Annotated in this window: 27 protein-coding genes and 2 tRNA genes; 6 read left to right on the top strand and 23 right to left on the bottom strand. The window is 41.7% G+C overall.

Features of this window, described 5'->3' with window-relative positions:
- Window positions 1-55: 55 nt before the first annotated feature.
- From ACQKL5_RS18185 to queG, 5 genes are all read right to left on the bottom strand, one after another.
- Window positions 56-787 (bottom strand): hypothetical protein, encoded by a 732-nt coding sequence (locus tag ACQKL5_RS18185; protein WP_427610283.1) that lies wholly within the window; start codon window positions 785-787, stop codon window positions 56-58.
- Window positions 788-1,116: 329 nt separating this feature from the next.
- Window positions 1,117-1,866, bottom strand: coding sequence for an oxygen-insensitive NADPH nitroreductase (nfsA, locus tag ACQKL5_RS18180; RefSeq protein WP_427610282.1), 750 nt, complete (start codon window positions 1,864-1,866; stop codon window positions 1,117-1,119).
- Window positions 1,867-1,940: 74 nt separating this feature from the next.
- Complete coding sequence (gene trmL / locus ACQKL5_RS18175; RefSeq protein WP_427610281.1) at window positions 1,941-2,429, bottom strand: tRNA (uridine(34)/cytosine(34)/5-carboxymethylaminomethyluridine(34)-2'-O)-methyltransferase TrmL; 489 nt, start codon at window positions 2,427-2,429, stop codon at window positions 1,941-1,943.
- A gap of 64 nt (window positions 2,430-2,493) precedes the next feature.
- Entirely contained in the window at window positions 2,494-3,351 is an 858-nt protein-coding gene (locus ACQKL5_RS18170; protein ID WP_427610280.1) for an amidase domain-containing protein, read from the bottom strand.
- Between the two features lie 223 nt (window positions 3,352-3,574).
- Entirely contained in the window at window positions 3,575-4,714 is a 1,140-nt protein-coding gene (gene queG / locus ACQKL5_RS18165; protein WP_427610318.1) for a tRNA epoxyqueuosine(34) reductase QueG, read from the bottom strand.
- A gap of 105 nt (window positions 4,715-4,819) precedes the next feature.
- On the opposite strand from queG, the gene ACQKL5_RS18160 reads away from it, so the two are divergent.
- Window positions 4,820-5,488 carry a B3/B4 domain-containing protein gene (locus tag ACQKL5_RS18160; RefSeq protein ID WP_427610279.1) on the top strand — a complete coding sequence of 223 codons (669 nt, stop codon included), beginning with the start codon at window positions 4,820-4,822 and terminating at the stop codon, window positions 5,486-5,488.
- 52 nt (window positions 5,489-5,540) lie between these two features.
- Here the strand turns inward: ACQKL5_RS18160 and ACQKL5_RS18155 are convergent, their stop codons facing one another.
- The 5 genes from ACQKL5_RS18155 to ACQKL5_RS18135 form a co-directional block, all read right to left on the bottom strand.
- On the bottom strand, window positions 5,541-7,271 hold the full coding sequence (locus ACQKL5_RS18155) for an ABC transporter ATP-binding protein (protein WP_427610278.1): 1,731 nt from the start codon (window positions 7,269-7,271) through the stop codon (window positions 5,541-5,543).
- 177 nt (window positions 7,272-7,448) lie between these two features.
- A tRNA-Gly gene (locus tag ACQKL5_RS18150) sits at window positions 7,449-7,522 on the bottom strand.
- Between the two features lie 188 nt (window positions 7,523-7,710).
- Window positions 7,711-7,784: transfer RNA gene (locus tag ACQKL5_RS18145), tRNA-Gly, on the bottom strand.
- Between the two features lie 181 nt (window positions 7,785-7,965).
- The gene (locus ACQKL5_RS18140) at window positions 7,966-8,328 is read right to left on the bottom strand and encodes a YbjN domain-containing protein (protein WP_427610277.1); all 363 of its coding nucleotides are present in this window, start codon (window positions 8,326-8,328) and stop codon (window positions 7,966-7,968) included.
- Between the two features lie 207 nt (window positions 8,329-8,535).
- A complete protein-coding gene (locus ACQKL5_RS18135) occupies window positions 8,536-9,564 on the bottom strand; it encodes an NADP-dependent oxidoreductase (RefSeq protein WP_427610276.1) in 1,029 nt (342 codons plus the stop codon).
- Window positions 9,565-9,794: 230 nt separating this feature from the next.
- On the opposite strand from ACQKL5_RS18135, the gene ACQKL5_RS18130 reads away from it, so the two are divergent.
- Together ACQKL5_RS18130 and ACQKL5_RS18125 are read left to right on the top strand one after the other, a co-directional pair.
- Window positions 9,795-10,238, top strand: a complete 444-nt coding sequence (locus ACQKL5_RS18130) for a MarR family winged helix-turn-helix transcriptional regulator (RefSeq protein WP_427610317.1) — start codon at window positions 9,795-9,797, stop codon at window positions 10,236-10,238.
- Between the two features lie 13 nt (window positions 10,239-10,251).
- Window positions 10,252-11,460 carry an MFS transporter gene (locus ACQKL5_RS18125; protein ID WP_427610275.1) on the top strand — a complete coding sequence of 403 codons (1,209 nt, stop codon included), beginning with the start codon at window positions 10,252-10,254 and terminating at the stop codon, window positions 11,458-11,460.
- A 63-nt stretch (window positions 11,461-11,523) separates the two neighbouring features.
- Here the strand turns inward: ACQKL5_RS18125 and ACQKL5_RS18120 are convergent, their stop codons facing one another.
- The 4 genes from ACQKL5_RS18120 to ACQKL5_RS18105 all read right to left on the bottom strand — a co-directional run bounded on the left by ACQKL5_RS18120 (window position 11,524) and on the right by ACQKL5_RS18105 (window position 14,893).
- Entirely contained in the window at window positions 11,524-12,963 is a 1,440-nt protein-coding gene (locus ACQKL5_RS18120; RefSeq protein ID WP_427610274.1) for a DHA2 family efflux MFS transporter permease subunit, read from the bottom strand.
- Between the two features lie 68 nt (window positions 12,964-13,031).
- Window positions 13,032-13,604 (bottom strand): TetR/AcrR family transcriptional regulator, encoded by a 573-nt coding sequence (locus ACQKL5_RS18115; RefSeq protein ID WP_427610273.1) that lies wholly within the window; start codon window positions 13,602-13,604, stop codon window positions 13,032-13,034.
- A gap of 145 nt (window positions 13,605-13,749) precedes the next feature.
- The gene (locus tag ACQKL5_RS18110; protein WP_427610272.1) at window positions 13,750-13,842 is read right to left on the bottom strand and encodes a putative holin-like toxin; all 93 of its coding nucleotides are present in this window, start codon (window positions 13,840-13,842) and stop codon (window positions 13,750-13,752) included.
- A gap of 172 nt (window positions 13,843-14,014) precedes the next feature.
- The gene (locus ACQKL5_RS18105; RefSeq protein ID WP_427610271.1) at window positions 14,015-14,893 is read right to left on the bottom strand and encodes a LysR family transcriptional regulator; all 879 of its coding nucleotides are present in this window, start codon (window positions 14,891-14,893) and stop codon (window positions 14,015-14,017) included.
- Between the two features lie 120 nt (window positions 14,894-15,013).
- On the opposite strand from ACQKL5_RS18105, the gene ACQKL5_RS18100 reads away from it, so the two are divergent.
- Window positions 15,014-16,474, top strand: coding sequence for an aldehyde dehydrogenase family protein (locus ACQKL5_RS18100; protein WP_427610270.1), 1,461 nt, complete (start codon window positions 15,014-15,016; stop codon window positions 16,472-16,474).
- A gap of 254 nt (window positions 16,475-16,728) precedes the next feature.
- Entirely contained in the window at window positions 16,729-17,787 is a 1,059-nt protein-coding gene (locus ACQKL5_RS18095) for an ATP-binding protein (RefSeq protein ID WP_427610269.1), read from the top strand.
- 79 nt (window positions 17,788-17,866) lie between these two features.
- Here ACQKL5_RS18095 and ACQKL5_RS18090 read toward each other — a convergent pair whose 3' ends face one another.
- The 5 genes from ACQKL5_RS18090 to ACQKL5_RS18070 form a co-directional block, all read right to left on the bottom strand.
- The gene (locus ACQKL5_RS18090) at window positions 17,867-18,250 is read right to left on the bottom strand and encodes a hypothetical protein (protein WP_427610268.1); all 384 of its coding nucleotides are present in this window, start codon (window positions 18,248-18,250) and stop codon (window positions 17,867-17,869) included.
- Window positions 18,251-18,422: 172 nt separating this feature from the next.
- On the bottom strand, window positions 18,423-19,292 hold the full coding sequence (locus ACQKL5_RS18085) for a YitT family protein (RefSeq protein ID WP_427610267.1): 870 nt from the start codon (window positions 19,290-19,292) through the stop codon (window positions 18,423-18,425).
- 271 nt (window positions 19,293-19,563) lie between these two features.
- Window positions 19,564-20,298 carry an amino acid ABC transporter ATP-binding protein gene (locus ACQKL5_RS18080; RefSeq protein ID WP_427610266.1) on the bottom strand — a complete coding sequence of 245 codons (735 nt, stop codon included), beginning with the start codon at window positions 20,296-20,298 and terminating at the stop codon, window positions 19,564-19,566.
- Window positions 20,295-20,939 (bottom strand): amino acid ABC transporter permease, encoded by a 645-nt coding sequence (locus tag ACQKL5_RS18075; RefSeq protein ID WP_427610316.1) that lies wholly within the window; start codon window positions 20,937-20,939, stop codon window positions 20,295-20,297. Before ACQKL5_RS18075 ends, ACQKL5_RS18080 begins: the two co-directional genes overlap by 4 nt.
- A gap of 57 nt (window positions 20,940-20,996) precedes the next feature.
- Window positions 20,997-21,794: a transporter substrate-binding domain-containing protein gene (locus tag ACQKL5_RS18070; RefSeq protein WP_427610265.1), complete on the bottom strand. Its 798-nt coding sequence runs from the start codon at window positions 21,792-21,794 to the stop codon at window positions 20,997-20,999.
- Between the two features lie 235 nt (window positions 21,795-22,029).
- Between ACQKL5_RS18070 and ACQKL5_RS18065 the strand changes: the two genes are divergently transcribed.
- A complete protein-coding gene (locus ACQKL5_RS18065) occupies window positions 22,030-22,677 on the top strand; it encodes a CPBP family intramembrane glutamic endopeptidase (RefSeq protein WP_427610264.1) in 648 nt (215 codons plus the stop codon).
- A gap of 69 nt (window positions 22,678-22,746) precedes the next feature.
- On the opposite strand, the gene ACQKL5_RS18060 is transcribed toward ACQKL5_RS18065, so the two are convergent.
- From ACQKL5_RS18060 to ACQKL5_RS18045, 4 genes are all read right to left on the bottom strand, one after another.
- Window positions 22,747-24,492: a BclA C-terminal domain-containing protein gene (locus ACQKL5_RS18060; protein WP_427610263.1), complete on the bottom strand. Its 1,746-nt coding sequence runs from the start codon at window positions 24,490-24,492 to the stop codon at window positions 22,747-22,749.
- A gap of 123 nt (window positions 24,493-24,615) precedes the next feature.
- Window positions 24,616-24,972, bottom strand: coding sequence for a DUF3992 domain-containing protein (locus tag ACQKL5_RS18055; protein ID WP_427610262.1), 357 nt, complete (start codon window positions 24,970-24,972; stop codon window positions 24,616-24,618).
- Window positions 24,973-25,068: 96 nt separating this feature from the next.
- On the bottom strand, window positions 25,069-25,548 hold the full coding sequence (locus ACQKL5_RS18050) for an S-Ena type endospore appendage (RefSeq protein WP_427610261.1): 480 nt from the start codon (window positions 25,546-25,548) through the stop codon (window positions 25,069-25,071).
- Between the two features lie 214 nt (window positions 25,549-25,762).
- Entirely contained in the window at window positions 25,763-25,996 is a 234-nt protein-coding gene (locus tag ACQKL5_RS18045) for a hypothetical protein (protein ID WP_427610260.1), read from the bottom strand.
- Window positions 25,997-26,058 lie beyond the last annotated feature (62 nt).

Below are 26,058 nucleotides of genomic sequence, written 5' to 3'. Positions count from 1 at the left end.
AAGCGTATAAAAAAGAGACACCATATAAGTGCCTCCACTAAGAATGATTTCCCTTTTATTTTTCAAACTCTTCAGCAAGCATGCTTGGAATAGAAATTTCCCAACCAGCTTGAGATGTGTAGTTGTATTTACCAGAAATAGTTCCGTACACAGTAATTACATCATCTTCTATATAATCAGTCGTACCCGCATACATGACCATTATAATGTCATTAGGGTCATATCCATATGAAGTTTTTGTAACAGCTAAACGGATAGCCGTAAAGTCCTCTTCCTCCTGGATTTGAACCACCTTACCCGTGTATTTCGTATACTCACCAATCATTTTATCTGGATTTTTCTTCAACCTATTATATTCAATAGGTTTTGCATTTGCTTTTTTAGCAGCCGCTTCTTCTTTAGCTTTCTTTTCTGCTTCTTCCTTGGCTCGCTTCTCAGCCTCAGCCTTTTTCTTAGCCGCTAATTCAGCTTTAGCTTCTTCTTTAGCTTTCTTTTCTGCTTCTTCCTTGGCTTGCTTCTCAGCTTTAGCTTTTTCTTCAAGTGTTTCTGCTTTTTCTGTTTTCTGTTCTTTAGCTAGCTTCTCTTTATCTATTGTGGTTGCTTCTGATTCCCCACTTACTCCTATAATAATCATTGAAATGATGGCTACGATAAATGAACCACCCAACTTAATAAAACGTGATTTTGCCTTTCCGTTCTTTTTGATTAGTGCTACTATACCTAGAATAATAAATACAAAGATAGCTATGAAGCTACAAAAAAATAAAATACCACCTAATACCTGCAAATTGTTACTTCCTTTCTTAATTAAAAAAATCAGTGCGAATGATTATTATATACTTAAATACGTTGCGAAGTTTTCTCACTATTGCCTTTGTCAATATTTACTTTGTTAAAAAGCGGATATTGCTCCTTATACTTGAATTATGACTTGACTTCGTGAAGCTTTTAAAATAGTTCATCAAGCAAAATTCATCTGCATTATTTTGATTAATACAAGAAATAAGAGCCCAACACTTAGTGTCGGGCTCCTTATTTTTAAGCTCTATATAATTAATGGAATGTGATCCTTTTGAATGGATGCTACAACATTAAGTAGAGAATATCCACCGATGATTATTGTTTTTTCAATCCTTGTTTTTCCACATAGTCCTTCATATACATGCGGCTTTTCTTGCCGGCCATATCAGCCATTTGTTGCGTCCAGGTTTCTTTACGTTTTCCGTTGGTCCGAAGCTCATAATAACGGGAAATCGTTTCATTATACTCTTCAAGCTGGTCGATGAATGTCTGTTTGTCCGTTTGATAGCCATTTTCATGGTATACATTGACTTGAGGAAGCCTTGGCTTTTTATCTGAACGTTTTTTAGGATACCCAACCACAAGGCCGAATAAAGGGACGACACGCTGCGGAATATCCAGGATTTCCGAAACTTGCTGAAGATCGTTACGTATGCCACCGATATAGCAAATGCCAAGGTCCATCGATTCAGCAGCAAGTGCCGCATTTTGAGCAGCGAGTGCTGCATCGATGCATGCTACCATGAATTTTTCCGTACTTTCAATCGGTGCCGTAAGATCCTGATCTTCCATCTCTGCAACCATGTCCATACGATGCAGATCGGCGCAGAATACGAATAAATGTCCATTATTTTCTACATATGCTTGAGGTCCGGCCAATTCAGCAAGCCTGGCTTTCTTTTCCGGATCCGTCACCCCAATGATGGAATATGCTTGGATATAGCTTGAAGTCGATGCAGCCTGCGCACACTCAACAATCGTGGAAATTTGTTCTTTGGACAATAACTTGTCCTCAAAGGAACGGACGGAACGGTGGTCTAATATTTTCTCGATCATGTTATTCATTTCTTTCCCCCCCTAAATATATGTATGGTGAAATATCCGTCAGCAAAGGGTCCCCCTCGCTGACGGATTCCTCATCAATATTCTCTTTTTAATTCCAAATCGCGGTAATCCTGTTGTCTTAGTGCTTCATATATCAATATGGCAGCCGTATTGGATAGGTTCAATGACCGTATTTTATCCGTCATCGGAATCCGGAGACAGCGGTCCATATTGTCATTGATCAATTCTTTTGGCAGTCCTGTCGTTTCGCGTCCGAAAATGAAGTACACTTCACTTTCTTTATCACTATAATCGAAGGTTGTATGTGGTTGCTCACCAAATTTCGTTAAGTAATAAAACTCGCCACCGGCATTCTTCTCAAAGAACTCTTCCAATGAATCATAATAATGGATTTTAACATGTTCCCAATAATCGAGCCCCGCCCGCTTAAGCTGTTTGTCATCCGTTGAAAAACCAAGCGGACGGATTAGGTGCAAGTGTGTATCCGTTCCTGCACACGTTCTTGCGATGTTACCTGTATTTGCTGGAATCTGTGGTTGATATAAAACTACATGTATAGCCACTTCATTTTCACCTCTAGTTTAAACTTCATCTAATTATAGCATTAAACAAACAGACTAAAAACAATCACACTCCATCTAATATCATGAAGAACTTATAGACGATATTCGGGGTATACCTGGACGAATCCTCATACGTCCAGTACCGGTGACGACTATTCATCGTATGGGCGTTCACGAGTGGCATTCCATTTTGATCCTTGGCCGTCACAATCAAGTTATGGTCAAATCGTCCATCCCCTTCAAAGTCAATGCACAGGATGTCACCCAGGTTCAATTCTTGAGCCGTCCCTACTTCTTTAGTCCTGATCCCCTTACCACCCTTAAGCAGATGATATAAAGAATGGGCAGTCGTCCAAGTATAGCTCCAGTTCTTGCCCCTGATCCACCATCCCTGATTTTTATTCGACGCCCCCCACATGGGGATGCCCCCTGCATGCAAACACTGGGAAATAAAATTGGTGCAATCATCGGTGAACTTGTAATAATCCGGATTAAATTCATTCCACCATCGCTCGGCATACTGAACAGCCTTCATTCGGTCATATCTATAAGAAAGCCGGTCCAATCCCACTTCCCAATTTTGCGGGACCTCAATAGAGTCAAGATTCGGCTCAAGTTCCCGTTCTTCTATTAAATATCCATCTCGGAACCTTGCCTCCCTTTCCTCCATTTCCTCTTCTATATAAAAGACATCCTCCTGTTTCATCAAGTATTGCAGTTGCACTTGATAGCCGAGTATCTGAACATCTCCTTCATGCCGCTCCGAGTGAACCTTGCCAGCAGCATTCACACGCACAATTTCAGTAGAGTGTTTCTTCAACGCTTCCTTTTTCAAATAAATCTTTCCCTCACCCCGGACATGCTCGTCGGAAGTGTAAAGTTCCACTCTTTCCTGTAAAAGCTGTTTCAACTGTTCCCTCACAATCAAACCCTCCTTCATAACGCCTCTTCTAATGTGTATGAAGGAGGGCATGGACAAAAACACAACTACATTTAGGAGGAAAAAATGCCTTCTTGCCCATTTATCGGTCTGTTTGTTGGTTTTATCGGTCAAATGGGTCCATTTATCGGTCTATTCAGCCTTTTTATCGGTCAAACACCCATTTGAAAAGACCCCGAAACAGGAATCGGGGTCTTTCTTCCAACTATTGATGGGTGATGGTGAATTGCAATCCTTTTTCTATTTCCGCTAATACCTCTTCATCGCTTTCCTTCATCCTGGCTTCTTCCAAGATGGATGCCGATTGTTCCTGACCAATTTTCCCAATCGCCCATGCTGCGGTTCCACGCAGTACAGGGCGCGGGTCTTCCTTCATGATCTGAATCAATTCCGGCAGAGCCGTTTCGTCCTTAAAGTGAGCCAGTGCAAGGATGGCATTACGTTGTATCGGTTTTTTGCCCCGCCACGATCCGGAAACATGCCCATATGTCTCCTTAAAGTCGCGATTGGAGATGGTGAGCAAAGGTTTCAGTAGCGGTTTAGCGAGCTCGGGGTCCGGCTCCATTTCTTGATGGAAATGAAAATCCATCCCTTTGTTTTTTGGACAGACCGTCTGACACGTATCACATCCATACAACCGGTTGCCGATCTTCGTCCTGAATTCATCAGGAAGGAAGTCTTTCGTCTGCGTTAAAAAGGCAATACAGCGTTTGGCATTCAGCTGCCCACCCTGCACCAGTGCACCTGTTGGGCACACATCCACACACTTGTTGCATGTGCCGCATTGATCCTCCATCGGCTGATCCGGCTCAAATGGCAGGTTGGTGATCATGTCACCCAAATACACATATGAACCAAATTCCGGAGTGATGATCATGCTGTTCTTGGCGCTCCAACCGATTCCTGCCCGCTCAGCAACGGCCCGGTCCGAAAGCTCACCCGTGTCGACCATTGATTTTGCCATGGCACCAGGTACTTTCTCTTTGATAAAATCCTCCAGGAGCTGCAGTTTATTACGTAAAACCTTATGGTAATCCGTTCCCCAGGAGGCCCGGCAAAAAATCCCGCGCCGCTCTCCTTTCTTGCTCTGAGGGGCATGCTTTAATTTCGAAGGGTAGGCCAGTGCAATGGAAATGATCGATTGCGGTTTATCAAAGATCAATTCGGGCCTGACCCTTTTTTCAATGTCCTTTTCTTCAAAACCGGACTGGTAATCCAACTCCTGCTGCCGGATCAGCCTACTTTTCAAATCCGTGAAAGTCGTGGCCGACGTAAATCCGATTTTATCGATGCCTATTTCCTTACTATATATAATCACTTCTTGCTTGAGTGCATGCATATCCATATTGATCACCTTCGTTCTCTTCATTCTACCCAATGATGCGTGTAACATATCAAACCATTGGTATCTATGATAAACTAATTTCAATCATTTTTGGAGGTGTATCACTTGGAAATTAAGATTTCCTCTAATATCGGCAGCAAAATCCCTGATTTCAAGGTTGGTGTCATTACATACGAAAACATCGAAGTCGGCCCCTCACCGCAAATGGTAAAAGGGAGACTTCAATTATTCCAGGAAGCTCTATTCTTCGACCTGGAAGAAAAAGAACTCACGGATTTTCCAGGTATCAAGGAATGGCGTGAAATTTTTAAAATGACTGGAACAAACCCGTCACGCTACCGGCCTTCCGTCGAAGCCCTCTATCGCCGGGTCAAAAAACAGAATTACTTAACACCCATCCATTCGGCCATCGACTTGAATAATTTTTTCTCGCTTTTATACGAAGTTCCGATTGGCATTTACGATACCGACAAATTAGCAGGAAATATCTCGATTGATATTGGCGGGAGCACAGACAAGTATGACGGCTTGAACGGCCGGTTGAACTCGATGGAAAACATGATTGTTTCCGTTGATGATCATGGCCCGTTTGGAAGTCCCTATGTCGATTCAGAACGGACAAAGGTCACCGAAGAAACGAAACATGCCATCCAGATCATTTATTTGCAAGCCAAGACACCAATCAAAGAAGCGCAACAGCTGACGAAATCATTGATGGACATGTTCCTTGAGATCCACGGCGGGGAAGGAACGTATTCTGTCCTAGAAGGATAAAACAAATAAAACCTGGGTCGCGAAATACATGACCCAGGTTTTTTTATGCGATTCAGTTTTGTAGCTGCAATTGTTGTGTGGCAAGCTTACGATACAAGTCGTGACTAGTAAGCAGCTCCTCATGTGTTCCTGCTCCAGTAATCCGACCTTCTTCCACCACAAGCAGTTGGTCGGCTTCAATTACAGTTGAAAGCCTATGGGCAATGATTATTGTCGTCCGTCCAGCCATCAGATTTTTGATGGCCTGCTGTACAAGGAGCTCCGATTCACTGTCGAGATTCGAGGTCGCCTCGTCAAGCAGCAGGATTTTTGGATTGCGCAGCACAGCACGGGCAATGGCAATCCGTTGCCGTTGACCACCTGATAACTTCACGCCTCTTTCCCCCACCTCGGTATCAAAGCCCTCCGGAAGCTTTTCAATAAACCGCTCGGCATTGGCCATTTTTGCCGCACCGATGATTTCATCCAATTCCACATGGCGGCCTAATCCATACGCTATATTTTCTTTTATCGACCCGGTCATGATCGGACTTTCCTGTGATACATACCCAATTTGCGACCGCCATAACGACAGGTCAATATCCTTGATTGACACGGGTCCCAGCGTGATTTGCCCATTTGTCGGTTCATAAAACCGTTCAATCAACGAGAAGATGGTCGTCTTCCCGCCACCGCTTGGTCCCACAAGGGCGACGGTCTTATTAGCTGGAACCGTAAAGGATATGTCCTGTAAGATCGGCTTGGCCGTTTGATAGGAAAATGAAACATTCTTGAATGTAAAATCCGCCGTAACTAACGTGCCATGCTTCCCTTCATATGTTTCACCCGGTATCGACAGGACGTTCTGAATCCGTTCCGTTGCTCCCATCGCCTTTTGAAAGGCCGTAAAGAACGAGGCCAACTGACTGAATGGGACGATGATTTGTATCATGTAAATAATGATGGCCACTAGCGTCCCGGCGGTCAATGCACCGGAAGCAACCCGTACTCCCCCGTACCCAATCAATATTACAAGGATCACCATCATGACCGTCGTCATGAAGGGGGATATGATGGCTTGGATACGCGCCTCCTTCAAGCCGAAACGAAAGAGCTCACTTACGCCACCATTGCCTTTTTCACGTTCTATCGCTTCTGCATTATGTGATTTCACAAGACGCACTTCACTCAGGACCCTCCCTAGGTTTCCGCTGAAGGTCGCCATTTCATCCTGTGTTTGCCTAGAGACTTTATACATTTTTCGTCCAAGCGGAATTAGAATTAACATCGACAATGGCACGATGCTAAGCATGATGGTGGTCATTCGCCAATCCAACATAAATAAAATGATGACCGATCCAATTATCGAAATGATTCCCGAAATGAATGTCACGAAATGGTTGGTGATAATCGTCTTGATCGTATTCGTATCCTGAGTGATCCGGCTAAGCGTCTCACCGGACTGGTGGGAATCGAAAAAGGAAATCGGCAATTGCAATGTATGGTTCCACAGTTTCCGGCGAATACCGGCCACTACATTTTCACCGATATAGCTCAAAAAGTAATAAGAAAATCCTCCCGCAACAGTCTGGACGATGAATGCACCAAGTAAAAGGAAGATGGTCGTTCTTTCAATCCCACTTCCTGAGACCATATCGACCAGGTCCTTCGTGACCAAAGGCACAACAAGGCTCGCCACCGTTTCCACTAAACTTAGCACCAATACAAAAATAACCATTCCCATTGGCAACTTTTCCGATCTTAACAAGGAAAAAAATGATTTGATATTCAACTTCTTATCCATGAACAACCTCTTCTCTCCATATACACTTACCTAAATTATAGGCAAATGAACAGATACTTACAAATGCAGGCATTAAAAAAATCCAGCTGCATTCAGCGGGATCTCTTATCGAACATATAAAAAACGCAAAGCTTCGTTCTCCAAGTAACGAAACCCTGCGTTATGAGTATGTAAAATTGGAGCGGGTGAAGGGAATCGAACCCTCATCATCAGCTTGGAAGGCTGAGGTTTTACCACTAAACTACACCCGCAGGCTATTGTAGAAGTTTGTCGAAGAAACTAATAAAATTATTATAAAGGTTAATAGAATAAAATGCAATAGTTTTTTCACAAGACTTTCTTACCACTCATTTATGATTACTTAGCATCTCAGTAAATATAAAAAACCCAAGGCTTCGTTCTCCAGGTAACGAAACCCTGCGTTATGAGTATGTATGATTGGAGCGGGTGAAGGGAATCGAACCCTCATCATCAGCTTGGAAGGCTGAGGTTTTACCACTAAACTACACCCGCAGGTTTTTGTAGAACTTTGTCGAATGACTAACAACAAAAATAATTATATAGCTAATTCTAAAGAAATGCAATAGTCTTTTTGAAAAAAATATAATTTCCTGGAGATATGACTAGTCTATGCTCTATTCTAGAATACATGTTAAAAAGTTCCCTAAAAAGAGAACTTTCCAACCATTCATGTTCAAGACCATATGACTTCCATAAGACGTGGATAAACCTGCTCTGCTGTCTCAAGTAGCATAATCAACTTTCGGAATGCTAAATCCGGGTGAAATTCCTCATCCAGGGAATAGGCATAGCGGATGGAAATCGTCCCATTTTCCTCGTACAACTTCGAATATCGGAAATTAGCATTATATTCATTCAACAGTGTATGTACATCCATTTTCTTATCAGGATTCTTTAGCTCAGCTACATTGAAACAAAATAAGTCCGCCACCTTTTCATCTTGACTAAAAGAAAAGACCAAAAGGACCTTCCACCCGTCCTTTAACTTCTGTTCCACTCTAAAAAAGGTGATATCATCCTCCTTCAGCTCATTCATATAGATTTTCTCCCGGTTTAAAAAATCTCGAAATTTAGCAACGTTTGACATAATCCATCACCTTTCTGTCTGTATGTACATTTTATATGCAAATTCGGAATATTTACACACATTTCAATGGATAAAAGACAAAAAAATGAAATAGTCCCCGTGAACATAAAAAAAAGCATAGTAAAGGTCTCCCTCTACTATGCCTGATATGAAAACTTATAGCGTTGCATATTTTGGATCGGCAACTTTTACAAGCTGCTTGCCTAGATTTTTCCCTTTGAATAAGTCCAAGAATGCCTCAGGCGTGTTCTCGAACCCTTCCACAATCGTTTCTTCATACTTCAGCTTACCTTCTTGCAGCCACTGGCCCAAGTCTGAAGCGCCTTCTTGTAAACGATCTGCATAATTGCCAATCGTAAAGCCTTTCATAAGGGCACTCGTTTTAATCATCGCGGATTGCAGGCGTGGCCCAAAATCTTTTCCTTCTGCATTATAAGAAGAAATCGCACCACACAATGGAATACGAGCATTCGTATTTAACAGTGTGAAAACAGCATCAGTTACTTCTCCACCAACATTATCGTAATAAACATCGACACCATCAGGAAGAGCGTTTTTCAAATCTGTTTCAAAACTATCTTTCTTATAATTGACGGCTCCATCAAAGCCCAATTCTTTTGTTAAATACTCGATTTTCTCATCCGAACCGGCAATGCCCACTACCTTGGCCCCTTTGATTTTAGCAATTTGTCCGACTACCGAACCAACGGCACCAGCTGCTCCGGACACAACGACCGTTTCGCCTTCTTGTGGTTTACCGATATCCAGTAATCCAAAGTACGCTGTTAATCCCGTCATTCCCAGTATCCCTAAATGAGTCGTGATTGGCGCAACTTTAGGATCAATCACTCTAACTTGCTTTTCATTTACAACTGTATATTCTGCCCAGTCGATGTTTCCCACAACGACATCGCCCTGCTTGAAGGAATCTGATTTGGATTCTACCACCTCAGCCACGACGCCCCCCGTAATAACTTTGTTCAATTCGAATGGGGCAATATATGATTTAGTGTCTTGCATTCTTCCACGCATATAAGGATCAACGGATAAGTAAAGTGTCCGAACTAGTACTTGATTGTCTTTTGGTGTAGGAACTTCACCCTCCACAAATTTGAAGTCTTCTTTTGAAGGCATCCCTTTAGGTCGGTTTGCCAAAGTAATGGTTTGTTGTTTTAATTGTGTCATGTGTATTCCTCCTTGATTTTTACTACATGATATAGAAAAGTAAGACTAGCATTATCTAATAACACCGGTCAAAATTTATGCTTGCTTTTCTTCTATATTCTATAATGTAGCCCATATTGTAAATCCTAAACGTTCCATCGCCATTCCCTTCCCCTTACATCAAAAGTAAAGTTGGCCCTATACAGACCGTTCATATATCTGGTACACTATTATAGTTACCAAGGGTAACTATAATAGACGAGGGGGCAACGAAAATCGAAACGTACCGCAAATTCTTCCATCAATTAGTTCTATTATACAGGCCTTTTGAAAATAACCTTAATATCGAGCTTGGTAAACACAATCTATACAGAGCGCAATGGACAATTTTGTATCGATTATTTAATGACGGTCCCTCAACACTTGTAGACCTATCCACCTATCAAGGTGTGGAAAAACCGACGGTCACACGAACCATTAACCGATTAGAAGAACTCGGTTACGTGGAACAAATTCCAGGTAAGGATAAACGTGAAAGAATCATGCAACTTACTGAATTAGGGAAAACTATATATCTGGAAGTACGTGTGACGATTGATCAATTCGAGCAGGATATCTTGACGGGGATTTCGGAGGTTGAACAGCAAGAGGCCATTCGCATTATGGAAAGCATACGACACAAACTTATAAAGTGAGGAGACAAGAAAATTGCAACAATCTAAACAAAAATTGTGGACGAAGGACTTTATCATCGTTTCTTCCGTCAACTTTTTTATCACGTTAATCTTTTATTTATTAATGGTCACTATCGGGGTCTATGCGGTAAAGGAATATGGTGCCACAACGAGCCAGGCAGGACTTATAACCGGAATTTTCATTATCGGTTCATTAATTGGCCGACTCATGATCGGTCGCTTCATCAATGCAATTGGTCGAAAGAAGACATTAATCATTGGATTGGTTCTCTTCACATTGGCATCCATATTATACTTTGTGGATCTCGGGGTTCCCTTTCTCCTCTTTAACCGCTTAATTCATGGTTTTACAATGGGAATGGCCGGAACTGCCTCTGGAACGATCGTGGCTCAGATCATCCCGGTCACAAGAAAAGCGGAAGGCATCGGCTACTTCAGCATGAGTGCAACATTGGCTACAGCAATCGGACCTTTCATCGGGCTTTCCTTAAGTCAACATTCTTCATTCCAAGTGATTCTAGGATTCTGCGTGGTCTTAGGCATAATCGCTTTTATTACATCCCTTTTCGTATATGTTCCAAAATTACAGACCTCAACCAAGGGATCTGAGGTTAAAGGCTTTAAGCTCTCTAGCTTTATTGAACCGAATGCCGTTCCAATCGCAATCATTACGCTACTAGTCGCTTTCTGTTACTCTAGCGTCCTGTCCTATATTAATTTTTATGCAATTGAAATTAACCTGGTCAGCACGGCAAGCTTCTTCTTCCTTGTCTATGCGGTCGCCGTACTCGTATCGCGTCCTTTCACAGGTCGCTTAATGGACTCCAAAGGTTCGAACTATATTATGTACCCTTCCTTCATTATCTTTGCTGGAGGTATGTTGCTACTAAGTACAGCAACCACTAGTTTTACCTTGCTTTTAGCCGGAATCCTAATTGGTCTTGGCTTTGGTAATATGCAATCGAGCACGCAAGCTATCGCTGTCAAATTGACGCCGCCTCACCGTATGGGGTTAGCCACATCCACTTTCTTTATCGCACTTGATGCGGGACTTGGCTTCGGACCTTACGCTTTAGGATTTATCATTCCAAAAACGGGATACAGCAATCTATACATCATCTTGGGAATTGTCGTCCTTGTCACTGCTGTTCTTTACTATTTCTTGCATGGAAAAAAAGAACGTGCAACAATGGCAGAGCTTAAGAAATCCGGATTGGCTTGATTAAAAATCTAAATAAAAAAGAGTAGCCAGAAGAGAATGTTGATCTCTTTCTGGCTACTTTTTTTATGCTTGTTTTTCGCGTGCATTTTTTATGAAGAGGGAAACAACCAGACCAACGACAGCAAGAAGTAAACCGAAGATAAAGGCATCTTGAACACCTGCGGTCAACGCAGCGCCTAAAACAGTTGGGTCTAATGGATTCTCCACTTCCAACATATACGATTTTTGCGAAGCTGACATGATTGTAATAGCTACTGTCGTACCTATTGCACCCGACACTTGTTGCAATGTATTCATTAAAGCCGTTCCATCGGGATATAGATCTTTTGGAAGCTGATTAAGACCATTTGTCTGTGCAGGCATCATCACCAGGGAGACACCGACCATCAATAACGAATGCAGGATGATAATCGTTGTGATCGTCGTTTCCGTTGTGACATTCGATAGGAACCATAACACGATAATCACGATGATGAATCCTGGAGTGACTAATCCTCTTGGACCATACTTGTCAAAAATGCGCCCAGTTATCGGAGACATGATCCCGTTCAGGATTCCACCCGGCAATAGCACAAGACCAGCCGTAAACGCAGCTAATGCCATTCCCGTTTGCAGGTACAGTGGCAATAGTATCATGGAAGACAAGATGACCATGAAGGCAAGGAAAACCGTGATTAATCCTAAGGTAAACATTGGGTATTTCATGACACTTAAGTCTATCATCGGCTTATCCATCTTCAATTGTCTTAGTGAGAATGAAAGCAAGCCAATTAACCCGACAATAAGGGTTAATAAGACGACAGCACTCCCCCATCCTTTATCTCCAGCCATACTGAAGCCATATACAATTCCGCCAAAACCGATCGTCGATAAAATAATCGATGGAATGTCGATTTTAGGTTTAGTGATTGGTGAGACGTTTTGCATATATACTAATCCAAACAATAAGGCAAAAACAAGGAAAGGCAAGGAAACCCAAAAAATCCAATTCCAAGTCAGGTGTTGAAGAATCAGGCCAGAAACCGTTGGTCCGATTGCTGGTGCGAACATGATGACCAGCCCCATTAGCCCCATCGTGGCCCCACGTTTATGAACCGGGAAAATCAATAGTATCGTATTGAACATAAGAGGTAACAATAAAGCTGTTCCGATTGCCTGAATGACACGAGCTACCAGCAACAATCCAAAACCTGGAGATAATGCGGCAACGAGCGTCCCAATGATGGAGAACACCAATGAAGCAAAGAATAATTGACGAGTACTGAACCACTGTATCAAGAGTCCTGATACCGGGACCAAGATTCCCAGGGTCAATAGATATCCCGTCGTTAGCCACTGTATCGTGGAAGGGCTGACACTGAATTCTTCTATTAAATCGCCCAGTGCCATATTTAAAGCTGTTTCACTAAATAGTCCGATGAATCCTGCGATTAGAAAAGCGATCAAAATAGGTGTCGTTCTAATGGCCAGATTGGGACTTTGTTGCTGTGTTGCATCTGACATAAAAATAATTCCCTCCAATTGTTACTTGATATGATTTGACCTAGCACATCATAATTTTTCTGTATGCCTCATTTGCCTATAAATAATGATGGGATAAGTTTAGCAATCGCTTCTAGAGGTTCCGCATTTTTCGCCGTTAAAGATAATAGGATGCCTCCTTCGATTAAAGCATTGATAACAAGGCTCAAATCTTTCGACCGCTCTACACTGTATCCCGCATCCAGAAATTTATTCACATAAATGGATTGCCATTGTGCAAAGGCACTCTGACAGGCCATTCTTATAGGTTCACTCGTTGAGTATGTTTCTGCCGCTATCGTACCAATTGGCAATCCAATGAGCTCTCCCTTTTCACCGAACAGCTTAGATACCTCATAGACATGATCTTGAAGTGCCTTAATGGGATCATCATTGATCTCGAACACATGCTTTATATTCCGTAAAACAACCTCTTTAGCATGGTTAATTGCCTCGATGGCGAGTTCCTCTTTCCCCTTTGGAAAGTAATGATAAAGAGAACCTTTAGGAATACTGCTCTCCTCAATGATTTCCTTTAGTCCTACACCATAATATCCACGGACTCTAAAAAGTCGAGAAGCGGCTTCAATAAGGATTTCTTTAGATGTTCGTTTATCAGCCATTACTGAATCATCACTCCTAGAAAATTATAACAACCGGTCTATTAGTACAATAAGGGGAGCTTAAAACTTTGTCAATCCAGAAGGACCGTTATAAAAAAACCTTTCTCGCTAAACAGATAATTCCCCTGAAATTACAATCAAACGTTCAAGGCTTCCTATCATGATTTTTAAAATCAAGAATCGCAATGACAAACATGCCAAAACCAAGCATGAGAGATAGAACTTCAAAAGTACCCATTCCTGCATCGCCTCCTTTCCTTCAGCATTTACTGATCCGAGATTGTCCTATACAAGGAATATAAAAAAAGCAAACCCCTTTTGAGTCTGCTTCTGTCTTATATGATTTAAATAATCCTTCTCCTACATTTATTGAGGAAGGTTAGCATGGTGTGGAACCCCTACTACTATTATTAAAACAACTCTATGAAATGTTGCGCCGTTTTAGAAAGGTAGCGGTCATTGCGCCAGATCAGCGCTATATTCGATTGAAACGAAGAATCGACGATATCAAGCACCCTTACGCCTTTTATGCCGTGTGGAGAGACAGCGGATTTCGGGACGATACTTGCGCCTATTCCTGCTGAGACCATAGAAAGCAGGACGTTCACATCATGGCACTCACACAGAATATCGGGCTTCAATTCCCTCTTTTTAAACTCCTCCATAATCTCTTCATAGATTCCGGATCCTTTCTCCCTATGCACTAAAAGCAATGGAGTATTTTCCACTTCACTTATGGAAATTTCATCTTTGGAACGAAACTTCTCCCATTCTTCAGGGACGACAAAAACGTTCGGTACCTCCCCAAGATTCTTGATGGAAACCTGGTCCATATCTATAGGTAAATAAACAAGGGCGACCTCGATATCCTGATTCTCCATATAGTTATGGATTTCATATGGATCTCCTGCAAATAATTTAAAAGTAACGGAAGGATATTTTTCATTGAACAGTTTAATTTTGCTTGGTAAGTAAGACATATATGCAAGTACTGCCCCTATGGCTAAAGTACCTTGTATCCCCTCACCTGTTTCTTTCACTTCGAGCATGGAGTCATCGAATAAATCCAGCAGAACCTTAGATTTCTCATAAAGCGCTCTTCCCGCCTCGGTTAACTCCATACTCTTGCCATTCCTTTTCCGATCAAGCAACGTAACGCCCAGTTCTTCCTCCATGAGATTAAGTTGCTGACTTAAAGGTGGCTGAGACATATTCAACTTTTTGGCTGCACGAGAAACTTGCCCCTCTTCCGAAAGGGCAAGGAAATAGCGTAACTGTCTAATATCCATATTTCCACCTCAAAATGATATATATATGCTGAGCATATATATATGTAATAATATAGGTATTTTTAATTAGGTGCAAACCATGATAAACTCAAAGCGTTTCAATAAAAAGGGGTGGATTGAATGACAAAGATTAAAGATTTAAACAAAAGCTTCATTAACGGGGAATGGGTCGAGGGTTTAAGTACACGTAGATACGATATCCTAAATCCATATGACAATACAGTAATCTCAAACGTTAGCTTGGCTACGGCAAAGCAACTGGAAGATACTTTTGAAATAGCAAAACAAGCTCAAAAAGACTGGGCAAAAACATCTGCCGACACACGTCGCCAGGTTATGATAAAAGTCGGGGAATTTTTAGAGAATAACCGTGAGGAAATCATTGAAATGATCGCTCGGGAAACCGGTGGGTCTCTTATCAAAGCGACTGTTGAATTCCAACTGACGATGGAAATAGTAGAAGCTTCGGCTAATATGGTCGATGAAATACATCAAATGCATGAAGTGCCATCAGCAATCGATGGAAAGGTCAATCATATACATCGTCTGCCTTTGGGGGTCATTTCCTCCATTTCACCATTTAACTTTCCTATGAATCTATCGATGAGAACCATTGCTCCAGCCATCGCATTAGGAAATGCAATCGTTCATAAACCTGATGTTCAAGTTTCGTTTGCCGGCGGAATCTTCATTGCCGCAGCCTTCGAATATGCTGGACTACCAAAAGGGATCTTCAATATGATTCTTACGGATTTAGACGAAATCGGGGACGGCATGCTGACCAATCCGATACCTAGACTAATCAGTTTTACAGGATCGACCCCTGTAGGAAAACATATCGGAGCCATCGCAGGACAAAACCTGAAACGTGTGGCACTGGAACTTGGCGGAAACAATCCCTTCGTCGTCTTGTCTGACGCAGATGTGGACCGTGCCGTTGATGCGGCGATTTTCGGCAAATACATCCACCAAGGGCAAATTTGCATGGCCATTAACCGCCTGATTGTCCATAAAGACCTTTACGAAGAATTCACCACCAGATTCGTAGAGCGGGCTAAGTCACTTCCTTATGGTGACCAGTTAGATCCGAAAACCGTTATTGGACCACTTGTGAACGAACGTCAATTAGAAAAGGTTCAACAAATTATCGCAGACGCCAAAGCTGCCGGCGTGAATCTAGCATTAGAAGGAAAACGCTTTGGCAATGTACTTACTCCAACCATTTTCCGTGATGTTAAAAATACAGATGCCATTGCTCAAACGGAATTGTTCTCTCCTGTTGTTTCCATCATTGAAGCAGAAACGGATGAAGATGCAATCGAGATTGCCAATGACACGATGTATGGTCTAAGCTCTGCCATTTTCTCTTCGGACATGGAGAAAGCAGAACAGTTAGGTCTTCAAATCGATAGCGGTATGACACACATCAATGATCAAACGGTTAACGATGGAACGAATGTACCTTTTGGCGGAAATAAAATGAGTGGATTAGGAAGGTTCGGTAACCCATGGATTGTCGAAGAATTCACTGTCACAAAATGGATTTCCCTACAAACTAAATATCGCGAATATCCATTTTAATTTCATATGCAAAGTATATGCCTCTACAAAAAATCCCTTGACACTGTTGCAATGTCAGGGGATTTTGTTTAGAAACGGCTTTAATAAATCTGAAGGAATCATTTGCCGATATAAGTCAATAAATCCTTTGTCATCAAAGAAACTTTTTCTATCCCAATTCCTTTACTATTTTGTTAAAATCAAATTAAACACTTACTTATAAAGGATTACAGTAAATTATGTGGAATTTAAAACGCCATTAAGGATGAATAAACATGAAAAAAAAGGACCTACATGGTTTTAATAATGTTGACTACCTCGAACTTATCCCAAGGAATGGATTTGTATTTAGATATATAAAAAAGAATAATGACTATATTCATACTTTCGTAGAAGGTTCGTTCATGACAGATGCTCTCACCCCAACCGACATGGTAATCGGTCATACCTTACTTGACTTTTTACCTCATAAACAAGCCCTACAGAAGCTAACCTATTATGAAAGGGCCTGGAGGGGTGAAAATGTTACGTATGAAGGGAATATTGATGATGTTTATTATGTTGCCTCGCTCAATCCGATCATAAATGATGGTGAAGTCGTAGAGGTGATCGGGACCGCCTTTGATATTTCGGATCAGAAAAGAAACGAAGCAAAGATACAGGAATTAGAGAAATTAGCCGTAGTAGGTGAGTTAGCTGCTGGAATTGCTCATGAAATTAGGAATCCATTAACTTCCCTAATCGGGTTCACCCAGGTCCTTAAGGAACGGACAAAGGATGATCCCATGCAAGGCTACCTGGATATCATGATGGATGAACTAGATCGAATCAATGACATCATTGATAAATTCATGTTTATAGCACAACCCGATAAGACGGTAAATATTGGGGTCCATTCGATAAACTCTATCATCTCCAATGTTATAGAAAGCATGGAAGAGGAGTGTGCTTTAAAGGGTATTGAAATTGACTTTGATGATGAAACCAGGATTAAGGCAGAGTGCGATCAAAGCCTCATCACGAACGTCTTGCAAAATCTTATTTCCAATGCTCTAGAAGCAACCAAGGAAAATAGGGAAGACATAAAGATTTCCCTGAAAAATATTTCTGAAAAACACTATTTAATCAAGATTACGGATAAGGGTTCAGGAATGACGGACGAGAGATTAAAAAAACTATTTGAACCTTTTTATACGACTAAAGAAAAAGGCACAGGTTTAGGCCTTATGATCAACAGACGGATTATCCAGCTGCACCAAGGCATGATAGATTTCAAAAGTGAAGTAGGCAAAGGAACGGAAGTACAAATCACCTTACCCAAAAGAATGAATTAAGAAGGACTTGAAGGCTACGAGGCTTTCGGATCTTTCTTAATTTTGGATAACTTGACTTACATACTCGTACTTTAAATTCCTATCCAGGTGATTCTTCAGTCTTGAGTGGTTCCTTTCTATCTATTGAAAAGCTGAAGGTATTCAATGTATATATTCTAGCCGTAAAAATGAATAAATCATGATAGTTATGTTCTACATATTCATCGATAATGGCCATCCCTTCCCTAAACCTACCAACCAATAAATATGTGTACTTTTCATCCCAGGTAAAACGGTTTATTCTTTGAAGTTCATCCGCTATCATTTGAAACTTGTATTCTTCGATGAGAAGCTTCAATTGATACAATTTATCGTGATTTAGCGTAAAGCAATTATCTTTATCTTCGTACTGTTTATAAACAAATTTTACAAAACCATCAATATTTTCAGCCAGCATTCTCGCCATTTGCATCTCGAAGTTCATATTTTAACTCCCCTCTAAACTTTCTATTTAAGAAGAGTGTATGTATGGAGTCATTGTTTTAACACTATCAAAGAGACTTAATCTCGTTTTTTCCAAAAAGATAGAATGCAAAAAAAGATGACACCCTGTAAATGGGAGTCATCTTCTTAACGCTATGAAACATTCATGAACCTTAATGGATATTTTTCTTCTTGAAACTGCCACCTTTAACTTCAGCTACGTCATATACAGTAACGAAAGCATTAGGATCAATTTCATGAATGATTTCTTTCATTTTACTTTCTTCCAAACGGTTAATGATACAAGTGATTTCCTTAAATAGTTCATTCGAATAACCGCCGTAGGCATCATTATAGGTTGCGCCACGACCTAAGCGATCGCGGATCGTCTCAACCATTAATTCTGGTTGTTTTGTTATGATTTTAAATGTTTTGGAACCACTTAATCCTTCTTCGACGATATGAATGACTTTGGACGCAATAAAGTATGCGATCGCCGAAAGAATAGCCCCTTGCAGTCCGAATACCGTTGAAACGATGACAAACACGAACGAATTCAAGAAAAGAATGAGGTCACTCGTCCCGAAAGGCAATTTTTTTGAAAGTAGGACGGCTAACATATCGATGCCATCCAATGCCCCACCATTACGCAAAGCTAAACCCATACCAAAACCGATGATAATACCTCCGACAACGGTAACGAGCAATGTATCCCCTTCAATGATTGTCGGTACACGATGCATAAGGACCGTACCAACTGCTAATGAGACAATACCAATCACGGAATATAAAGCGAAACTTTTACCAATTTGTTTATAACCTAACCAAACAAATGGGATATTGATGATTCCAATCAGAAGTCCTAACGGTAATTCAGACAATTGTGATCCAACGATACTTAAACCCGTTACCCCCCCGTCCGACACGTTATTGGGAATTAACACGGCTTCTAGTCCATAGGATGCGATAAGCGCCCCGATCACTATAAAGAATACTTTTGTAAATATCTTCAGTTTTTTACTTTTTTTCTTTGTATCATACATATATCTTCCTCGTTTCAAACTAATTTTATCTTCATTCCTATGTATTTTTCATATTCCCCTTCATTTTGCAATGGGTTCTTTCCTTCATCCCTTTTTATTTTCTACTATAAAGTATAGCTTAAACCAGTGAAAATCTAAAATAATAAGGGGAAAAACCTCATAATCTGTCTGGTTATGCTGGATTTTACTACCTTTTGTTTCTTGACCAAACGCAAAAAAGGCAACTCCTATGTAAGTGAGTTGCCTTTTATAAACAAACCAGCGCCATCCTTTAAAGCACCTTACTTAAGAATGACTGAGTTCGCTCATGTTGGGGGTTACCAAAAAGTTCTTCTGGTGCGTTCTCTTCGACGATATATCCACCGTCCATGAATAGGACCCGGTCCCCGACTTCCCGGGCAAAGCCCATTTCATGGGTGACCACCACCATGGTCATGCCCTCTTGCGCGAGTTGTTTCATCACTTCTAAAACATCCCCTACCATTTCAGGGTCAAGTGCGGAAGTAGGTTCATCAAAAAGCATGATTTTGGGATTCATGGCCAGCGCCCTCGCTATGGCCACCCGTTGTTTTTGCCCACCTGATAGTTCCCCGGGATAGCTTTTCGCTTTCTCCCTTAATCCCACTTTGTCCAGTAATCCATAGGCTAATTCCTCAGCTTTTCCCTTTTCGATAGACTGAATCTTAATGGGCCCCAACGTTATGTTCTCCAAAACGGTTTTATGCGGGAAGAGGTTGAAATGTTGAAATACCATCCCAACCTCTTGCCTGACTTTATTAATATTGATTTTTGTCTTTTTGTCCGTTATCTCGTGCCCGTTAATGATGACGTCGCCACCCGTGACATCCTCGAGAAGATTTAAACAACGCAGAAAGGTACTCTTCCCGGAACCGGACGGCCCTATTACGCAAATCACTTCTTTTTCTTTCACAACAGCATTGATATCTTTCAGGACTTCCACGTGACCGAAGGACTTTTTCAAGTTTCTCACTGTGATCATGCTCATCGTAACTGAACCCTCCTTTCTATGAAATTAGCGAGCAAGGTCAACAGATAGATAACGATAAAATAGACCACACCGACAGTCAGCCAAATCTTGAAGGCTTCAAACGTTGCCGAGGCCTGTATCTGCCCTTGCTGTGTTAAATCCGCAATACCTATAATTGATAAGAGGGAGGTATCTTTTAAACTGATGATCGATTGGTTTGTAATGGTAGGAAGCATTCTTCTAAACGCCTGTGGGAGAATGATGAAGCGCATCGTTTGGGCACTTGTAAAACCGATTGATCTTGCTGCCTCCGTTTGTCCCTTATCAATGGATTGAATGCCCGCCCTTATGATTTCGGCAAAGTATGCTCCGGCATTGATTGCAACGGTGATGATTCCAGCGGTGGTATTATTCAAGGAAATGAACTGTAGGGAATTAATTCCAAAGTAGATAAAAAACAACTGAACGATAAACGGAGTCCCTCTAAGCGCATCCACATAAATCTTTGCAATCCAATTCAATATCTTGAAGGGTGCCAGGCGCAACATGGCCACGACTAAACCAATTAAGAAACCTAGTATAATAGCAAACGCGAATATATAAAGCGTTACTTGCAGTCCTTGTAATAAATAGGGCAGTGCTGAAACAATGATATCCACTTTTATTTTCATCACCTTTCAAAAAGAAGGCGCGCTATAAGCACGCCTTCCCTTCCTTTATTCACCAAGATACGTTTTTAAGATTTCATCGTATGTTCCATTTTCCTTCAGGTTGGCAAGTCCTTTATTGATTTGTTCCAGCAACTCCTGGTTTTTCCCTTTCAATACGGCAATGCCATACTGATCCCCATTCAAACGATCCCCCACGATTTGTAGACCTAATTCCTTCTGAGTGATCGCATAGGAGATAACCGGGTAATCTTCGATAAGGGCTTCTGCATTTCCGTTCGACACTTCTTGAAACATAGCTGGACTATCATTGAATTGAACGACTTTAATTCCTAGTTTCTTAGCGTTATCCTGTGCATATTTGGCACCCGTCGTTCCTTTTTTAACGGCTACAGTCTTACCCTTAAGGTCCTCGATAGATTTAACGGCCGTATTATCCTTATTGACGACCACCGTCAATCCGGCATCAAAATAGGGTTCCGAGAAATCCACTACCCTTTTTCTTTCATCGGTAATGCTCATTCCAGCTATGGCCACATCAAGCTGATTCGCCTGCAGCGCCGGGATGATTCCGCCAAAGTCCATTGGGGAAAGTTCAATGGTAAATCCTTGATCTTTCGCAATCGCATTGATTAAATCTATATCAATGCCCTTATAATCATTTCCTTCTTTAAATTCAAACGGGGGATAGGTTGTATCCACACCCACCTTGTAAACCTTTTCATTTTTTTCTTCCGTTCCAGAACTGTTCCCTTTCTCTTTTTCTTCTGTTGTGGTATTGGTTCCACAAGCAGCGATTAAAAGAGTAAGAATAAAAAGCAAACCAAGCAAGCTAAGTTTCTTCATAAAATCCCTCCAAATCAATTGTGGGTATTTTCTCACCAACTATTTATCTCCTATAATATAACATATTTTATAATTTATGTAATAATTACACATATAAAGTTTACAATATAGGTATTTTAATGGTTCTTCTATTTATTGAATTATTCGTTTTAAGTAATAGATTGGATGAAACTATCATGTTTTTTGGCAGTGTTTTAAACGCAAATACTCTTAAACGGTGTTAGGAGCCTTTTCAATGGATACTTTGAATATAAAGTCTGGCTTAATTCTCCTGGTTGTTTTTTTATTGTTACAAATCCTTGTTCGAATAATGTTTAGAACCATCGGGTTTAGTCTGAAACATGTAAACATACCTGAAGATTGGTTAAGGTTCATAAGAGATAGCACAGCTATCCTAACATTTATAATTTATCTATTTTATAGCAATAATCTTGATTCTACTGACTTTACCATTAGTTATGCATGGATGTTCTTTTTCATCATATTAGTTTTATCCTTACTGATTATAGAGAACCTTTTCTTAAACAAATTCACTTCTTCGGAAAGTGAATTGCTTGATATACTTAAACAATATCCCATTTCTCAAATTGTTAATATTCTTCTCTTTGCTCCGATTATTGAAGAGATTGTATGTAGGAAAATCATTCTGGGAGATATGAACTTAGGAAACATTTGGATAGCTCTGATTGTAAGTACATGTATATTTGCTATTCTTCATTTCCAATTCAATTTTTTCGATTTTATTTTAATATTCATCTATGGTTTACTATTAGGTTTTTGTTATATAAAAACCGAGAGTATTATCAATCCGATAATACTCCACATATTTATTAATGCAATTCAATTACTATTTATATTCAATAATGAAAAATCCACTGTATAACAAAAATCTTAAAATTGATTAGCCTGAAATTCATCAGGTGGTTTTTACAACAGTCAGTTCAAACTTCAATCAATTTAAACGAATGATTGTTAAAGCAGCACCTAAAGATCCTCCCCCAGCTAAAATAGCAGTCCCTACCACACCAAAGAACTGGAGTGAAATCGTATCGCCTGCATTTAAATTCGCAAATACATCATTATTATAACTAGAGATGGAGACTGCCGGAGTTATGATCGAACTTGGAATGGCTGTCGATCCGTTCAACAGTAATCGTGAATTTAATAGCAGAGCAAGTGTTGTGTTGATTTGATAGGTCAAATAATAACGCCCTGTGACCGGAACCGTAAAAGTAGTATTGGCACCATTCGCTGTGAACGTAGCCAAACTTTGATTACTTGGCAGTGGGACACTTGTACCAGTCAATAAAACGACAACCGTACTTCCTATCGTATTCGACGCATACATTGAGTTTGCCGTTACGCTCGTTCCTGTTGGACCTGTTGCTCCCGTTGGTCCTGTTTCTCCTGTCGAACCCGTTGCTCCGGTTGGACCTGTTGCTCCTGTTGCTCCCGTCGGACCCGTGAATCCCGTTGCTCCCGTTGACCCCGTTGGGCCCGTTGACCCTGTCGGACCCGTTACTCCTGTTGGGCCTGTGACTCCCGTCGGACCTATTGCTCCTGTTGCTCCCGTTGCTCCCGTCGGGCCCGTGACTCCCGTTGGGCCTGTGACTCCCGTCGGACCTGTTGCTCCTGTTGCTCCCGTTGCTCCCGTCGGACCCGTTGCTCCGGTTGGACCTGTTGCTCCCGTCGGGCCCGTTACTCCTGTTGGGCCTGTGACTCCCGTCTGGCCTGTTGCTCCTGTTGGGCCGGTTGCTCCCGTCGGGCCGGTTGCTCCCGTTGGGCCTGTGACTCCTGTTGGACCTGTTACTCCCGTCGGACCTATTGCTCCTGTTGCTCCCGTTGCTCCCGTTGCTCCCGTTGCTCCCGTCGGGCCCGTTACTCCCGTTGGGCCGGTTACTCCCGTTGGGCCGGTTACTCCCGTCGGACCTGTTGCTCCTGTTGCTCCCGTTGCTCCCGTCGGACCCGTTGCTCCTGTTGGACCTGTTGCTCCCGTCGGACCCGTTGCTCCTGTTGGACCTGTTGCTCCTGTTGGACCTGTTGCTCCCGTCGGGCCCGTTACTCCTGTTGGGCCTGTGACTCCCGTCGGGCCGGTTGCTCCTGTTGGGCCGGTTGCTCCCGTCGGGCCGGTTGCTCCCGTCGGGCCTGTTACTCCTGTTGGACCCGTTACTCCTGTTGGACCCGTTACTCCCGTCGGGCCTGTTGCTCCTGTTGGACCCGTTACTCCTGTTGGACCCGTTACTCCCGTCGGACCCGTTACTCCTGTTGGGCCTGTGACTCCCGTCGGACCCGTTGCTCCTGTTGGACCCGTTACTCCCGTTGGACCTGTTGCTCCCGTCGGGCCTGTTGCTCCTGTTGACCCTGTTGCTCCCGTTGGACCCGTTACTCCCGTCAGACCTGTTGACCCCGTTGGACCCGTTATCCCCGTCGCTCCCGTTGATCCCGTTACTCCCGTCGGGCCGGTTGCTCCTGTTGACCCGGTTGCTCCTGTCGAACCCGTTGCTCCGGTTGGACCTATTGCTCCCGTTGGGCCGGTTACTCCCGTTGGACCTGTTGCTCCGGTTGCTCCCGTCGGACCTGTTCCTCCTGTTGACCCTGTTGCTCCCGTTGCTCCTGTTTCACCGGTTGGTCCTGTTTCACCGGTTGGTCCTGTCGGCCCCAGTGGATCGCAGCACGATTTATTAATTCGTGCACACATATTGATCACTACCTTTAAAAGATTTACTTGATGTAAACTAACATGTAAACTCTTATTCTATGTTTTAAGGTAATATATCTGATTAAATAAAGGAGGATGAGCAGAATTCATCCTCCTTTTAAATTAGTACTTATAGTTTAGTGAAAAAGAGACTTTAACACTGCCAGTCGTCCCTGCGGGAGTTCCTCCTGTTCCAATAATCCCAATTGAATTCAAGTTATTCACAGTGATGGATCTAGCCTCACCCGGGGCGACAGTAAAGCCAGCCACTGCTGTTCCGTTTACTGCCAACCCCGCTGTTGGTCCGACATCCTCAATTCCATTGTTTTCTACCAAAATAGTCCCGTTAATGACGTAAGTAGTGGTATCCTCCCAAATTGCTAATGTCGCTCCTGCTGTATCACCTAAATCAATTGTAAAACATAATGAATCATTCACACCAACTAGCTGATCTGTACAACAATTTCCAATCTGCGCCATATTGCTTTCCTCCTAATTAAAATATATTCTTAATAATCCTATGTCCCACATGCCCTAAAGGATTGGACACTTTATATATAATGTCTACCTATTAACCTATACACAGGCATCTATATGATAGTGGATAGTTAGACTATATTGGCCACTCCCTATTTGGCTGTCCTCTCCTTCAAAACTGACGAAAATTTCTGCAATGGATCCTAGGGATATCGATTTTGCCTGACCTCTTTCATTTAGAGTAAAAAGAAGTGTATCTGCTATTCCATCCCCACTTGTATCTGCTCTAACGGTCATCGGACAATCACATTTGTTCAAGACTGAAATAGAACCTGATGGGAGGGGAGAAATCCCGACAGATTTCCAATAAACTTCTGATTGCCCATTGCACTTTTGCAGAATACAACCACTAATGTCATCGTTTATTACATTCTTTCTCTGCCTTCTTCTGCTATTTTTTTGATCAATCTCCGCATTCTCTATATTGCCATTGGGAGATTTAGAATTTTTTTTGATCCTATCTGAAGGAAGCAGTTCGGTTTTACTGTTTCTTCTACTTTTTTTGATCTTATCTGCCAACTCTTCCCCTCCCTGCCCTCTAGTCTCAATAATTCATAGTATGTGGTACCATACTTTTATGACTTGGCCATTTCCCCAGAATACACAGTATATTTGTCCTTTTTTTAAAAATAACTATCCTAATTCACTCCATGAAAAAAGGATAATCAATATTGATCATCCTTTTTTAGAATACCGGTTCTATAAAATAAAAAAAAACACCCGCAAGGATGTTTTATTTGTTAGGTCTATACTTGATTGCATCTTGTTTCACTCTATCCGGATTCTCTACAATTTCAATGCTAATGACATTTGCCAAGTTGATATGCTTGCCCCCGACCTGAAGCCATGTCGCATTTTGAATTAATTGCAAGTTAATAATACTTGCATGATCCATTATGGGCTCATTCGCTTCTAGTTCTTCTGTTACCCCATTGACATAATAAAATTTATATTTCTCTTTACTCATTTATATCATCCTCTTTTCACCTAACTTACTTAATTCGCCATGGGAAGATAATAGTCCTGCTT

It is taken from the genome of Peribacillus sp. NPDC097675, assembly GCF_050277655.1.
Classification (GTDB): Bacteria; Bacillota; Bacilli; order Bacillales; family DSM-1321; genus Peribacillus.
This window is presented reverse-complemented; position numbering and strand designations above follow the sequence as displayed.

Coding starts and splice junctions, on each gene's coding strand:
- nfsA (WP_427610282.1), bottom strand. CDS start 1,866: ATGAATAACATGATCGAGAAAATATTAGACCACCGTTCCGTCCGTTCC.
- queG (WP_427610318.1), bottom strand. CDS start 4,714: ATGGATATGCATGCACTCAAGCAAGAAGTGATTATATATAGTAAGGAA.
- ACQKL5_RS18155 (WP_427610278.1), bottom strand. CDS start 7,271: ATGGATAAGAAGTTGAATATCAAATCATTTTTTTCCTTGTTAAGATCG.
- ACQKL5_RS18140 (WP_427610277.1), bottom strand. CDS start 8,328: ATGAATGAGCTGAAGGAGGATGATATCACCTTTTTTAGAGTGGAACAG.
- ACQKL5_RS18135 (WP_427610276.1), bottom strand. CDS start 9,564: ATGACACAATTAAAACAACAAACCATTACTTTGGCAAACCGACCTAAA.
- ACQKL5_RS18120 (WP_427610274.1), bottom strand. CDS start 12,963: ATGTCAGATGCAACACAGCAACAAAGTCCCAATCTGGCCATTAGAACG.
- ACQKL5_RS18115 (WP_427610273.1), bottom strand. CDS start 13,604: ATGGCTGATAAACGAACATCTAAAGAAATCCTTATTGAAGCCGCTTCT.
- ACQKL5_RS18110 (WP_427610272.1), bottom strand. CDS start 13,842: ATGGGTACTTTTGAAGTTCTATCTCTCATGCTTGGTTTTGGCATGTTT.
- ACQKL5_RS18105 (WP_427610271.1), bottom strand. CDS start 14,893: ATGGATATTAGACAGTTACGCTATTTCCTTGCCCTTTCGGAAGAGGGG.
- ACQKL5_RS18100 (WP_427610270.1), top strand. CDS start 15,014: ATGACAAAGATTAAAGATTTAAACAAAAGCTTCATTAACGGGGAATGG.
- ACQKL5_RS18095 (WP_427610269.1), top strand. CDS start 16,729: ATGAAAAAAAAGGACCTACATGGTTTTAATAATGTTGACTACCTCGAA.
- ACQKL5_RS18090 (WP_427610268.1), bottom strand. CDS start 18,250: ATGAACTTCGAGATGCAAATGGCGAGAATGCTGGCTGAAAATATTGAT.
- ACQKL5_RS18085 (WP_427610267.1), bottom strand. CDS start 19,292: ATGTATGATACAAAGAAAAAAAGTAAAAAACTGAAGATATTTACAAAA.
- ACQKL5_RS18080 (WP_427610266.1), bottom strand. CDS start 20,298: ATGAGCATGATCACAGTGAGAAACTTGAAAAAGTCCTTCGGTCACGTG.
- ACQKL5_RS18070 (WP_427610265.1), bottom strand. CDS start 21,794: ATGAAGAAACTTAGCTTGCTTGGTTTGCTTTTTATTCTTACTCTTTTA.
- ACQKL5_RS18065 (WP_427610264.1), top strand. CDS start 22,030: ATGGATACTTTGAATATAAAGTCTGGCTTAATTCTCCTGGTTGTTTTT.
- ACQKL5_RS18060 (WP_427610263.1), bottom strand. CDS start 24,492: ATGTGTGCACGAATTAATAAATCGTGCTGCGATCCACTGGGGCCGACA.
- ACQKL5_RS18055 (WP_427610262.1), bottom strand. CDS start 24,972: ATGGCGCAGATTGGAAATTGTTGTACAGATCAGCTAGTTGGTGTGAAT.
- ACQKL5_RS18045 (WP_427610260.1), bottom strand. CDS start 25,996: ATGAGTAAAGAGAAATATAAATTTTATTATGTCAATGGGGTAACAGAA.